We start from the raw sequence: 12,180 nt of genomic DNA, 5'->3' as shown, positions 1-12,180 counted from the left end.
CGGTGGCGGAACGGAGCACGGCTGCCGTCGACGTGGCCGACAACAGTGGTGATGAGCCGCTGACCGCCAAGGCGGACAAGGTCACGGCCGACGGGGTGGCCGATACCGGGGAGCAGGACGCGCCGGAGCGCGAGGAAGCCGTGGACACCGCGGAGACGGGGACTCATATGAGCCCCGGCGCCGCGTCGCCGCCCGAGTTGCACAGCGGCCACAAGCTCGCCAGACGCTACCGGCTCGAGGAGTGCGTCACCCGTCTGGACGGTTTCAGCAGCTGGCGTGCGATGGATGAGAAGCTTCGCCGCGCCGTCGGTGTGCACATCCTCCCCGCCGATCACCCCAGGGGCCGTTCGGTGCTCGCCGCCGCGCGCTCGTCGGCCCTTCTGGGCGACCCCCGCTTCGTGCAGGTGCTGGACGCGGTCGAGGAGAACGACCTCGTCTATGTCGTCCACGAGTGGCTGCCCGACGCCACGGAACTGACCACCCTGCTCGCCCTCGGCCCCCTCGAGGCGCACGACGCGTACCAGATGGTCAACCAGGTCTCCCACGCCATGGCGGCCGCCCACCGTGAGGGCCTCGCCCATCTGCGCCTCACGCCGAGCGCCGTACTGCGCACCTCCACCGGTCAGTGGCGCATCCGCGGCCTCGCCGTGAACGCGGCGCTGCGCGGCATCACCTGCGACACCCCGCAGCGCGCCGACACCGAGGCGATCGGGGCGCTCCTGTACGCCTCCCTGACCCAGCGCTGGCCGTACGAGGACGATGCCTACGGCCTCTCCGGGCTGCCCAAGGGGGTCGGCCTCATCGCCCCCGACCAGGTGCGCGCCGGCGTCCACCGCGGTCTGGCGGAGCTCTCCATGCGCGCGCTCGCGAACGACGGGGCGACCGCGTCCCGCCAGGAGCCGCCGTGCACCACGCCGGAGGACCTGGTGAAGGCCATCGGCGAGATGCCCAAGATCCGTCCGCCGGAGCCCGCCTTCACGGCGCCGCCGGAGTACCAGCGAACCACCTACCAGCAGGGGAACTACGGCCGCACGTCCCCCCGCGCCACCCAGCCCGTCCCCACGCCGCCGCCCCCGCTGCAGAGCCGTACCGGCAAGGCCCTCAAGTGGGGCGTCTCGGCGCTGCTCATCGCGGCCCTCGGCCTGGGCAGCTGGCAGCTCGCCGACGCCCTCATGGACCGTGGCAGCGCGGGCAGCTCCGGGCCCACGGACACCTCGGACGACAGCGGCAAGGGCAGCAAGCAGGACGCGAAGCCGATCTCCATCGAGAGCGCCAAGGAGTTCGTCGCCGAAGGCGGCGCCCAGGCTCCGGGCGAGGTCGGCAAGACGTACGACGACAGTACGTCGACGTACTGGCGGACCAAGTCCTTCGTCGACGGCCCGAAGATGGTCATCAAGCCCGGCGTCGGCATCGTCTACGACCTCGGCTCAGCCAAAGAGGTGTCGGCCGCCTCGATAGGGCTCCGATACGGCGGCGACCACACCACGGTCTCCCTGTACGCCTCGCCGTCCCTCGACCCGGGCTCGGTGTCCGGCCTGAAGCAGATCGGGTCCAAGACGGATTCGAGGACCACCTCCGCCAAGATCACGGCCGATGACCCGGTCAAGACGCGCTATCTGCTCGTCTGGCTGACCGCCCTGCCCCACGCAGGCCAGGATGGCTACAGCAGCGCGGGCTTCAAGCAGGGCATCACCGATGTGGAGTTCACCGGCTGACGGGCACGGCTCACCACGGGGAGGGGGTTCAACAGTGGACGACGCCTACGGCGAAGCAAACGATCAGGACCTCCTCTCCCGTCATGTCGCCGGCGACAAGGACGCCTTCGGTGAACTCGTCCGACGCCATCGCGACCGCCTCTGGGCCGTGGCCCTGCGGACGCTGGGGGACCGGGAGGAAGCCGCGGACGCGGTGCAGGACGCGCTGGTCTCGGCCTATCGCGCCGCCCACACTTTCCGCGGCCAGTCCGCTGTGACGACCTGGCTGCACCGCATCACCGTCAACGCGTGCCTGGACCGGGCCCGCAAGATGGCCTCTCGCAAGACCGCGCCCGTGGACGACGCCGACCGTCTGGACCAGCTCCTGGAGCCGCACGAGTCCGCGGACGCCCCCGTCGAGCGGGGCGATCTGCACCGCCAGCTCCTGGAGGCGCTCTCGGTCCTGCCCAGCGATCAGCGCGCGGCCCTCGTCCTCGTCGACATGCAGGGGTATCCGGTCGCCGAGGCCGCGCAGATCCTCGACGTGCCCACCGGCACGGTCAAAAGCCGCTGCGCGCGCGGCCGGGCCAAACTGCTTCCGCTGCTGACCCATCTCCGCACGGAGGACGGGAGCCAGGAAGGTGGCGAGAACCCGCCCCCTCAAAGGAACCGGTCGCGGGGGCGATCCGTCCCACCCGCAGCGGGGCCTCGTGACGAGACAGGACCTGGCGATTCGGCTGCGGTGAAGGGCGGAGGTGGGCGAGCGTGACATCCACGACCGACACGGCAGAGCACCCGGAGATCACCGAGATCTCCGAACTCGCCGAGGGCCTGTTGCCTCCCACCCGTACGACCGACGTCCAGCAGCACCTCGACGGCTGCGCGCTCTGCGCCGACGTCCTCGCGTCCTTGGAAGAGATCCGGGGCACACTCGGCGCCGTGTCGGACCCGCCGCGCATGCCGGAGGAGATCGCGAGCCGGATCGATGCCGCCCTGGCCTTCGAAGGGGGCCGTGAAACGGGCCCCGTTTCACGTGAAACATCGGCCGCCGCCGACCGTCCTGCCGGGCACCCGCACGGGGCTACCGGCCCGGGACGCAAGGCCCGCGGCACCCGGAGGCGCACTGGTGCCGTACTCGGGGCCGTCCTGACGGTCACCGCGATCGGTGTGGGAGCCCTGCTCATCCAGAACGACGAGGGCGGCTCACCGGTCGCGCGGAAGAGCTCCAGCGCTTCGACCTTCGCCAAGGACACGCTGGAGACGAAGGTCACGAACCTCCTCGGCTCCTCGACACTCAGCACCGAAGAAGAGGGACCCAGCGCGCAGGGGACGAAGGCCCCGATGCAGAAACGGGCCGTCTCGGTGCCCCCGTGCATCCAGCTCGGGACCCACCGGAACGAGGATCCCCTCGCCGCGGAGACAGGCACGTACGAAGGGAAGAAGGCCTACCTCGTCGTGCTGCCCCACAAGATCGATCCGGCCCACCGGGTCACGGCCTTCGTCGTCGATTCCTCCTGTGTCGACTCGCCCTCCTCGGCCGGCACGCTGCTGTACAAGCACGATTACGACCACGGCTCCGGGGTTCTCAAGAACACTCGCTAGGTGTGGCCGGGCACGTCGGGAATGCATGCCCCGTAGGATCCGTTGGGTGGGGTGAGAGTCCTCCCAATGGCCTCCCCTGGCAGTACGCAGCAGTCCCGCAGAGACGAGGAATCAAGCCGTGAGCGACGTCCGTAACGTGATCATCATCGGCTCCGGGCCCGCCGGCTACACGGCGGCGCTCTACACCGCGCGCGCGTCGCTGAAGCCGCTCGTGTTCGAGGGTGCCGTCACCGCTGGTGGCGCGCTGATGAACACGACCGAGGTGGAGAACTTCCCCGGTTTCCAGGACGGCATCATGGGCCCCGAGCTCATGGACAACATGCGCGGCCAGGCCGAGCGCTTCGGCGCCGAGCTCGTCCCCGACGATGTCGTGGCCGTCGACCTGAGCGGCGAGATCAAGACCGTGACGGACACCGCGGGCACCGTGCACCGCGCGAAGGCCGTCATCGTCACCACCGGCTCCCAGCACCGCAAGCTCGGCCTCCCGAACGAGGACGCGCTCTCGGGCCGCGGCGTCTCCTGGTGCGCGACCTGTGACGGCTTCTTCTTCAAGGACCAGGACATCGCCGTGATCGGCGGCGGCGACACCGCGATGGAGGAGGCCACCTTCCTTTCGCGCTTCGCCAAGTCCGTGACGATCGTCCACCGTCGCGACACCCTGCGCGCCTCGAAGGCGATGCAGGAGCGTGCCTTCGCCGACCCGAAGATCAAGTTCATCTGGGACAGCGAGATCGCCGAGGTCAAGGGCGAGCAGAAGCTCTCCGGTCTGACGCTGCGCAACCTCAAGACGGGCGAGACGTCCGAGCTGCCCGTCACCGGTCTGTTCATCGCGATCGGCCACGACCCGCGCACGGAGCTGTTCAAGGGGCAGCTCGAGCTCGACGACGAGGGCTACCTGAAGGTCGAGGCGCCCTCGACGCGCACGAACCTCACCGGTGTCTTCGGCGCCGGCGACGTCGTGGACCACACCTACCGGCAGGCGATCACGGCGGCCGGCACCGGCTGCTCCGCCGCTCTCGACGCCGAGCGCTTCCTGGCCTCGCTCGCCGACGGCGAGTCCGCCGAGCCCGAGAAGACCCAGACCGCCAGCGTCTGACCCGAACTCCCACTCACGTATCCCCCCAAGAAATGAGGAGCCTGCTGTGGCCGGCAACCTGAAGAACGTCACGGACGACACCTTTGACGAGGACGTCCTGAAGAACGACAAGCCCGTCCTGGTCGACTTCTGGGCCGCTTGGTGCGGCCCGTGCCGCCAGATCGCGCCGTCGCTCGAGGCCATCGCCGCCGAGCACGGTGACAAGATCGAGGTCGTCAAGCTCAACATCGACGAGAACCCGGGCACGGCCGCCAAGTACGGCGTCATGTCGATCCCGACCCTGAACGTGTACCAGGGTGGCGAGGTCGCCAAGACCATCGTCGGTGCCAAGCCCAAGGCCGCCATCGTGCGCGACCTCGAGGACTTCATCTCCGAGTAATCAGGCGACGCCGATTCACAGACGGCGGTCGTTGTTTCACGTGAAACACGAACGGGCCGGCCCTTCCGGGGCCGGTCCGTTTCCGTTGTAAGGGGCCGTCGACTGTCACAGCGGCCGGAGTGCCGGTTCCTTCTGTACGGCTCCCAGAAGCCTGTCCAGGGCCATCTCGACGTCTTCCTTCCAGGACAGCGTCGTCCGCAGTTCCAGACGCAGCCGCGGATGCGAGGGGTGGGGCCGGACGGTCTTGAACCCGACCGCCAACAGATGGTCCGCGGGAAGCAGACAGGCGGGCCCCTTCCACTGCGCATCCCCGAAAACCTCGATCGCCTTGAAGCCCCGGCGCAGCAGATCCTTCGCGACGGTCTGCACGATGACCCGGCCCAGTCCCTGCCCCTGATAGTCGGGCGAGATCCAGGCCGTCATGAGCTGAACGGCATCGGGGGACACCGGACTTGTCGGGAAGGCGGTGGACCGTGGCACGTACGCGGGGGGCGCGTAGAGCACGAAGCCGACCGGAACGTCATCCACGTAGACGACGCGTCCGCAGGAGCCCCACTCCAGTAGGACAGCGGAGATCCACGCTTCCTTCTCCAGTTCGGGCGTGCCCGCCTTTACCGCGGCTTCGCCGCTGACCGGGTCCAGCTCCCAGAAGACACACGAGCGGCAACGCTTGGGGAGGTCCGGGAGGTTGTCCAGCGTGAGCGGTACGAGCCGACGCCCCATGAAGGCAGTTCCTCGCTTCCTTCGCCCGCCGCTGCGCGGGCGGCCGTCAGAGCGCTCCGTTCCCTGAGCAGGCTGCCGACGAATCCGCCGACCGCTCCCAGGCCGAGACCTGCGGTCATCAGTCCGGTGCGACTCACCGATCGCATGACCCGCCTCCTGTTTGAGGTGCCGCCGGGTGGATGCGCTCTTCCCGTCGCATCGTAACCACGATGGGATTCGCTCGATACCGTAGACGGGCAAAGAGCGGGCCGTGTTCCGGTACATGCCGGAACACGGCCCGCTCTCGGGTCACGACAGGGCGGTGGTCAGTCCTGTTCGTCGCCGTCGGTCTCCTCCGGGAGACCGTTCTGGAGCACAGGACCCTCACCGGGAGCGAGGGAGCCGAGGATGCGCGACAGGTCGTCCATCGAGGCGAACTCGACGACGATCTTGCCCTTCTTCTGCCCCAGGTCGACCTTCACCCGCGTCTCGAAGCGGTCCGAGAGCCGCGTGGCGAGATCGGTCAGCGCCGGGGAGACCCGGGTGCCGGCCCGCGGCCCCTTGGCCCGTGCGTTGCTCTTGGGCCCCGACCCCATGAGAGTCACGATCTCCTCGACGGCCCGCACCGAGAGCCCTTCGGCGACGATGCGGTGGGCCAGCCGGTCCTGCTCCTCGGAGTCCTCGACGGAGAGCAGAGCACGCGCATGCCCAGCCGACAGCACGCCTGCGGCGACCCGGCGCTGGACGGCCGGCGAAAGCTTCAGCAGCCGCAGCGTGTTGGACACCTGTGGGCGGGACCGGCCGATCCGGTCGGCCAGCTGATCGTGCGTGCAGTTGAAGTCCTTGAGCAACTGGTCGTAGGCGGCAGCCTCTTCCAGCGGGTTCAGCTGCGCGCGGTGCAGATTCTCAAGGAGCGCGTCGAGGAGGAGCTTCTCGTCATCCGTGGCACGCACGATGGCCGGGATGCGCTCGAGCCCCGCCTCTCGGCAGGCCCTCCAGCGCCGCTCGCCCATGATGAGCTCGTAGTCGTCGGCCCCCACCTGTCGTACGACGACAGGCTGCAGCAGGCCGACTTCCTTGATGGATGTGACGAGCTCGGCGAGAGCGTCCTCGTCGAACACCTCACGCGGCTGGCGCGGGTTGGGCGTGATCTCGTCGATCGGCAGCTCGGCGAAATGAGCTCCCGCAGGACGCTCGAAGTCATCGGCTGTCGTCGTCGCCGGCTCCTCGGTTTCCCGTGAAACAGGCTGCTGTGACAGCGCGGCCACCTTCGCGGCCGCCACTCCACGCTCGGACGTCAGCACCGGCACCGAGGCAGGAGACGTCGACGCTCCGCCCGCCTGGGTGGCCGGGCCCGTCCTCTCAGGGGTGGGGGCAGCCGGGATCAGCGCGCCGAGTCCTCGGCCAAGTCCCCTCCGTCGCTCGCTCACTGAATCCCCTCCGACGTACTCTGCTGGTCAAGTTGAGTGCCCGTGTGGGCGTTCTGGGCGTCGTAGTGAATCCCGACTCCGCGCAGCGCCATCTCTCGTGCCGCTTCGAGGTAGGAGAGCGCCCCACTCGACCCTGGATCGTAGGTCAACACGGTCTGCCCGTAACTCGGGGCCTCCGAGATACGCACCGAACGCGGAATGCTCGTCCGAAGAACCTCGCCGGCGAAGTGATTACGGACTTCATCCGCGACCTGGGACGCCAGCCGAGTCCGGCCGTCGTACATCGTGAGCAGGATCGTGGAAACGTGCAGGGCGGGGTTGAGGTGCCCACGCACGAGATCCACATTCCGTAGAAGCTGCCCGAGGCCCTCCAGCGCGTAGTACTCGCACTGGATCGGAATCAGCACTTCCGCCCCGGCCACCATGGCGTTGATCGTCAGAAGCCCGAGCGACGGCGGACAGTCGATGAGGATGTAGTCCAGCGGCTGCTCGTACGCCTGGAGGGCGCGCTGCAGTCGGCTCTCCCGCGCGACCAGGGAGACCAGCTCGATCTCCGCACCGGCGAGATCGATGGTGGCCGGGGCGCAGAAGAGACCTTCCACGTCAGGGACGGGTTGGACGACTTCGGAGAGCGGCTTGCTGTCGACCAACACGTCGTAGACGGAAGGCACTTCGGAGTGATGGTCGACACCCAGAGCCGTGGAGGCGTTGCCCTGTGGGTCCAGGTCCACCACCAGGACACGTGCGCCGTGCAGCGCAAGTGAGGCGGCAAGGTTGACCGTTGTCGTGGTCTTACCGACCCCGCCCTTCTGGTTGGCCACCACCATGACGCGGGTCTGCTCGGGTCGTGGCAGGCCCTCGCCCGCACGACCGAGAGCTTCTACTGCCAGTTGGGCAGCGCGACCAATGGGTGTGTCGTCCATCGGGGGCGGTGTTTCACGTGAAACATCCTCCCCCGCCGATTCGGTACGGGGACCGGGGACCGGATCGGTCATCGGTCCCGCGATGTTGGCGTCGGACCGCAAGGATTCACTCTCCTCGACTTCAGGCTCGCAATGAACAGAGCCTCCCATGCCTTCGGGGTCGAGAACCAGCGAGGCCCGTGCTTCTGTGGACGAATCCCCCTCTGTGGACAACTCCGTGTCCGTATCGAGGGATCCGAGAGGTTTTTGGTCGCGGGGAGCGGCCGCCGCGCGGCCGCGACTGATGATGCCCTGCAGCAGTGAGCGACGTTTCACGTGAAACACGATGCACCGCAGCGGGTTACCCTCCCGCGCGACACCCCGAGATGCGTACGTTTGACAGCTTTTGTGGAGTACTGCTGGTCGTCAGCGCCTGCGTCGGGTACGCCCCGTGCGGGCTGCCTTGGCGCGCTTCGCCGCGAAACGCACGCCGCCGGGGCTCTCCCCGACCTCTACACGCACGACGGTGGACAGGGGATCCACGATGCCCTCTCCGACATGCAAGACCGACGTCTCCACCGCGCCGAGCTTACTCAGGGCGGTGGCCGCGCTCTTGAGCTCTTCCTCGGCCGTGTCGCCCTTGAGCGCGAGCATCTCCCCGTACGGTCGGAGCAACGGGACGCCCCACGCGGCCAGCCGGTCCAGCGGGGCCACGGCGCGAGCGGTGACGACATGGACGGGTGTCAACGTGCCGAGGACCTCCTCGGCCCGTCCCCGCACCACAGTCACATGGTCGAGCCCGAGCAGTTCGACGACCTCTGTCAGGAAGGTCGTACGACGGAGCAGCGGCTCCAGCAGGGTGATCTTGAGGTCCGGGCGGACCAGGGCGAGCGGAATGCCCGGCAGGCCCGCACCCGAACCGACGTCGCACACCGTGACGCCCTCGGGGACCACCTCGGAGAGCACGGCGCAGTTCAGGATGTGCCGCTCCCACAGACGCGGCACCTCGCGAGGGCCGATGAGGCCGCGCTGCACTCCCGCGTCAGCGAGAAGCTCCGCGTACCGGACCGCATCCGGGAAGCGCTCGCCGAATACCACCCGGGCCTGCTCCGGGGCCGGGGGGAGTTCTGCTGCCTCCGTCACGGGGACCGTCCTTCCGTACCGCTCTACCGCAGTAAGTGGCTGACTAACAGGCTGACAAAGATCGGCCCCGCCTGCGAAACAGACGGGGCCGGAAGGCGACGTGCTGCCGTTCAGGCAGGAAGCACGACGACGAAGCGCTGCGGCTCCTCGCCCTCGGACTCACTGCGCAGGCCGGCCGCCTTGATGGCGTCGTGCACGACCTTGCGCTCGAAGGGCGTCATCGGGTTCATCTTGACCGGCTCACCGGTGTTCTTCACCTCGGCCGCGGCCTTGGCGCCCTGCTCGGTGAGCTCGGCGCGCTTCTGCGCGCGGTAGCCGGCGATGTCCAGCATCAGGCGGCTGCGGTCCCCGGTCTCCCGGTGCACCGCGAGGCGGGTCAGCTCCTGGAGCGCCTCGAGGACCTCTCCGTCGCGACCGACCAGCTTCTGCAGATCGCGGCTGCTCACATCGCTGACGATGGACACGGCGGCCCGGTCGGCCTCGACGTCCATGTCGATGTCGCCGTCGAGGTCGGCGATGTCCAGCAGACCCTCGAGGTAATCCGCGGCGATCTCACCCTCCTGCTCGAGGCGGGTCAGGGTGTCGCCAGCCTCAGCAGCGGCGGTGGTGCCTTCCGTCACGGGATGGGCTCCTTCTTGCGTCAAGGCTTGCGCCAACGTCTTACATCGAGGTCTTACTTACTTCTTGGACGGGGACTTCGGCCGCTGCGGGCCGCCCTTGCGCTGCCCGGACTTGGCCTTGCTGCGCTGCTGTGAACCGCCCGCGGGCTTGGCGCCACCGGACTGCTTGGACTGCGGCTTCGCGTCCTGCGGCTCGTCCTTCTTCTCCAGCGAGGTCTTCTCGGAGGGGGAGTCGTCCTTCTCCGAGCCCTGGGCTGTCGAGCCACCGGTCTGGCGCTGCGACTTGGACTGGCGCTTGGGCTGCTGGCGCTTCGGGGTGCCCTTCGGCATACCGTCCTCGTCCAGCTCCTCCGCGGCCGCGGAGCCCTTGGCCACGGTGCCGTCGGTCTGAGCCGCGAGACCGGCCTTGCTCAGTCCGTTGATGAACTTGCGCTCGTACTCGTTGCGGTCGCGGCCCTTGGCGACGATCGCCTTGACGATGTTCCGCTCGCGCTTGTTCCTCGTCGCGCTGTGCTCGACGACGTGCTTCTGCAGACCCTCGAGCATCTTGGCCTGAGCCTTGGAGCCCGGAGTGGGGTTCCGGTTGATCACGTACATCTGCTGGCACATGGTCCACACGTTGGTGGTCAGCCAGTAGACGAGGACACCGACGGGGAAGTTGATGCCCATGAAGAGGAAGATCAGCGGGAAGACGTACATCAGCATCTTCTGCTGCTGCATGAACGGCGTCTTCACCGTCAGGTCGACGTTCTTCGTCATCAGCTGGCGCTGCGTGTAGAACTGCGACGCCGACATCATGAGGATCATGATCGCGGTGACCACGCGGACGTCGGTCAGCGAGGCGCCCATGGCCTGGAGCTCGGAGGCGCTGTCCGTGAACTTGGCGGCCAGCGGGGCACCGAAGATGTGCGCCTTCTGGGCACTGTCCAGGAGCGACTGGTTGATGACGCCGATGGTGTTGCCCTCGGCGATGGCCGCGAGCACGTGGTACAGGGCGAAGAAGAACGGCGACTGCACGAGAATCGGAAGGCACGAGGAGAGCGGGTTGGTACCCGTCTCCTTGTACAGCTTCATCATCTCTTCGGACTGACGCTGCTTGTCGTTCTTGTAGCGCTCCTGGATCGCCTTCATCTGAGGCTGGAGCAGCTGCATGTTCCGGGTCGACTTGATCTGCTTCACGAAGAGCGGGATCAGGCAGATCCGGATCAGGACCACAAGGGACACGATCGACAGGCCCCAGGCCCATCCGGTATCAGGGCCGAAGATCGCCCCATAGACCGTGTGGAACTGGACGATGACCCACGACACCGGGGTCGTGAGGAACGCGAAAACGCCTGATACAGCGTTGACGATATCGGAAATCATGTCCCTGATCAGGCTCCTTGGGCGTTGGGCGAAGTCGCTCCGGACTTATTGTCCTGTGCAGAGGGGCTGTCGCCCTCAACGGCGGGGGCCGTTTTCTTGTCCCCGCGCCATGCCTCGCGCAGCATCTCGTGCCAGCGCGGACGCTTGCGTGGCGGAACATAGTCGACACCGCCCAGTGACCACGGATTGCACCGAAGGATCCGCCAGGCGGTAAGTGCTGTTCCCTTGACTGCCCCGTGCCGGTCGATGGCGGTGAAGCCATAGTGGGAGCACGACGGGTAGTACTTGCACACCGGACCCAGCAGTGGACTGATGGTCCACTGGTAGATCTTGATCAAGGCGAGCAGTGGGTACTTCATCGCGCGCCCCCTCCCAGCAGCCGCTGCAGGGCGGCATCCAGGTCTCGGGCCAGCTGTGCGTGGGTAGCGTCGCCCGCTCCGGGCAACGCGCGTACGACTACCAGGCTACCTGGGGGCAATGAAGCCACCCGGTCGCGCATGAGGTGGCGAAGCCTGCGCTTCACCGCGTTACGTACGACGGCGCCACCCACGGCCTTGCTCACGACGAAACCCGCACGCGGCGGGGAGAGAGTCTCCCTGGTCGCGTGCGGGTCCGTTGAACCGCTACGTAGGTGAACGACGAGAAGCGGGCGTCCGGCCCGACGTCCCCGGCGTACCGCGGTCGCGAAGTCCTCGCGCCGCCTCAGCCGATACTCGGTAGGCAGCACGTCATGACCTGATTACGAGATCAGGCGGACAGGCTGGCGCGACCCTTGCCACGACGGCTGGCGAGAATCGCACGACCGGCACGGGTCCGCATGCGAAGGCGGAAGCCGTGGGTCTTGGCACGACGACGGTTGTTCGGCTGGAAGGTGCGCTTGCTCACTCGGGGGCTCCTGAAAAACGTGTGGTGGCGGGACATCGCCTGGCTGTCACCGTGCGCCCACGAGTAGCTCGCGAATACGCCCGAGTGCACCGCTACACGGTCCGCAAGAACTGTGGATCGTGACCTTGCCCATCGGAGGCAGGCGGCAGCAGCCATCGACAACTCGACCTGGTCACGGTACGCGCGGCTACGCCATCCGGTCAAACCGGCGTCATGCGGGGGACACTGTCCACAGGCTGGGGACAACAACTTGAACCGCAGCGGTCGCGCTGACTACCGTGGCTGAACTCCGATTCGTTCCCTTCCCACCGCACCACCCGATTTTCTTCCCGATCCGTCCCAGGAATCACACGTTCGTGGGA

The 12,180-nt window shown here is 67.7% G+C and carries 14 protein-coding genes; 5 read left to right on the top strand and 9 right to left on the bottom strand.

Translation table 11 applies throughout. The features are described from left to right. The first annotated feature begins 2 nt into the window (after positions 1–2). The 5 genes from OHA73_RS22515 (at position 3) to trxA (ending at position 4,771) form a co-directional block, all read left to right on the top strand. Positions 3–1,715 carry a protein kinase family protein gene (locus OHA73_RS22515; protein ID WP_267069877.1) on the top strand — a complete coding sequence of 571 codons (1,713 nt, stop codon included), beginning with the start codon at positions 3–5 and terminating at the stop codon, positions 1,713–1,715. A gap of 34 nt (positions 1,716–1,749) precedes the next feature. Further along, positions 1,750–2,463 carry an RNA polymerase sigma factor SigM gene (gene sigM / locus OHA73_RS22510; RefSeq protein WP_266711990.1) on the top strand — a complete coding sequence of 238 codons (714 nt, stop codon included), beginning with the start codon at positions 1,750–1,752 and terminating at the stop codon, positions 2,461–2,463. Beyond that, positions 2,460–3,296 carry an anti-sigma factor family protein gene (locus tag OHA73_RS22505; RefSeq protein ID WP_267069878.1) on the top strand — a complete coding sequence of 279 codons (837 nt, stop codon included), beginning with the start codon at positions 2,460–2,462 and terminating at the stop codon, positions 3,294–3,296. The genes sigM and OHA73_RS22505 overlap by 4 nt, the downstream gene beginning before the upstream one ends. A gap of 118 nt (positions 3,297–3,414) precedes the next feature. Next, positions 3,415–4,392, top strand: a complete 978-nt coding sequence (gene trxB, locus OHA73_RS22500; RefSeq protein ID WP_267069879.1) for a thioredoxin-disulfide reductase — start codon at positions 3,415–3,417, stop codon at positions 4,390–4,392. Positions 4,393–4,438: 46 nt separating this feature from the next. Continuing rightward, positions 4,439–4,771 carry a thioredoxin gene (gene trxA, locus OHA73_RS22495; protein ID WP_267069880.1) on the top strand — a complete coding sequence of 111 codons (333 nt, stop codon included), beginning with the start codon at positions 4,439–4,441 and terminating at the stop codon, positions 4,769–4,771. A 105-nt stretch (positions 4,772–4,876) separates the two neighbouring features. On the opposite strand, the gene OHA73_RS22490 is transcribed toward trxA, so the two are convergent. From OHA73_RS22490 to rpmH, 9 genes are all read right to left on the bottom strand, one after another. Then, complete coding sequence (locus tag OHA73_RS22490) at positions 4,877–5,494, bottom strand: GNAT family N-acetyltransferase (RefSeq protein ID WP_267069881.1); 618 nt, start codon at positions 5,492–5,494, stop codon at positions 4,877–4,879. Between the two features lie 305 nt (positions 5,495–5,799). Next, complete coding sequence (locus OHA73_RS22485; protein ID WP_267069882.1) at positions 5,800–6,903, bottom strand: ParB/RepB/Spo0J family partition protein; 1,104 nt, start codon at positions 6,901–6,903, stop codon at positions 5,800–5,802. Next, entirely contained in the window at positions 6,900–7,976 is a 1,077-nt protein-coding gene (locus OHA73_RS22480) for a ParA family protein (protein WP_323179670.1), read from the bottom strand. The genes OHA73_RS22485 and OHA73_RS22480 overlap by 4 nt, the downstream gene beginning before the upstream one ends. A 255-nt stretch (positions 7,977–8,231) precedes the next feature. Next, the gene (gene rsmG / locus OHA73_RS22475) at positions 8,232–8,948 is read right to left on the bottom strand and encodes a 16S rRNA (guanine(527)-N(7))-methyltransferase RsmG (protein ID WP_266711979.1); all 717 of its coding nucleotides are present in this window, start codon (positions 8,946–8,948) and stop codon (positions 8,232–8,234) included. Positions 8,949–9,058: 110 nt separating this feature from the next. Next, positions 9,059–9,568, bottom strand: a complete 510-nt coding sequence (locus OHA73_RS22470; protein ID WP_267069883.1) for a Jag family protein — start codon at positions 9,566–9,568, stop codon at positions 9,059–9,061. Positions 9,569–9,625: 57 nt separating this feature from the next. Beyond that, positions 9,626–10,933 carry a membrane protein insertase YidC gene (gene yidC, locus OHA73_RS22465; RefSeq protein WP_266711975.1) on the bottom strand — a complete coding sequence of 436 codons (1,308 nt, stop codon included), beginning with the start codon at positions 10,931–10,933 and terminating at the stop codon, positions 9,626–9,628. An 8-nt stretch (positions 10,934–10,941) separates the two neighbouring features. Then, positions 10,942–11,292, bottom strand: a complete 351-nt coding sequence (gene yidD / locus OHA73_RS22460) for a membrane protein insertion efficiency factor YidD (protein WP_266711973.1) — start codon at positions 11,290–11,292, stop codon at positions 10,942–10,944. Further along, positions 11,289–11,660 (bottom strand): ribonuclease P protein component, encoded by a 372-nt coding sequence (rnpA, locus tag OHA73_RS22455; RefSeq protein WP_266711971.1) that lies wholly within the window; start codon positions 11,658–11,660, stop codon positions 11,289–11,291. Before rnpA ends, yidD begins: the two co-directional genes overlap by 4 nt. A gap of 20 nt (positions 11,661–11,680) precedes the next feature. After that, positions 11,681–11,818: a 50S ribosomal protein L34 gene (gene rpmH / locus OHA73_RS22450; protein WP_010985740.1), complete on the bottom strand. Its 138-nt coding sequence runs from the start codon at positions 11,816–11,818 to the stop codon at positions 11,681–11,683. Between the last annotated feature and the right edge of the window lie 362 nt (positions 11,819–12,180).

Source organism: Streptomyces sp. NBC_00483, from assembly GCF_036013745.1.
Taxonomy (GTDB): Bacteria; Actinomycetota; Actinomycetes; order Streptomycetales; family Streptomycetaceae; genus Streptomyces.
The sequence above is the reverse complement of the archived record's forward strand: the minus strand, read 5'-3'. Positions and strand labels throughout refer to the sequence as shown.

What these genes read in the sequence shown, in the direction of transcription:
- OHA73_RS22490 (WP_267069881.1), bottom strand. Translation starts at nt 5,494, where the DNA reads ATGGGGCGTCGGCTCGTACCGCTCACGCTGGACAACCTCCCGGACCTC.
- yidD (WP_266711973.1), bottom strand. Translation starts at nt 11,292, where the DNA reads ATGAAGTACCCACTGCTCGCCTTGATCAAGATCTACCAGTGGACCATC.
- OHA73_RS22480 (WP_323179670.1), bottom strand. Translation starts at nt 7,976, where the DNA reads ATGGGAGGCTCTGTTCATTGCGAGCCTGAAGTCGAGGAGAGTGAATCC.
- yidC (WP_266711975.1), bottom strand. Translation starts at nt 10,933, where the DNA reads ATGATTTCCGATATCGTCAACGCTGTATCAGGCGTTTTCGCGTTCCTC.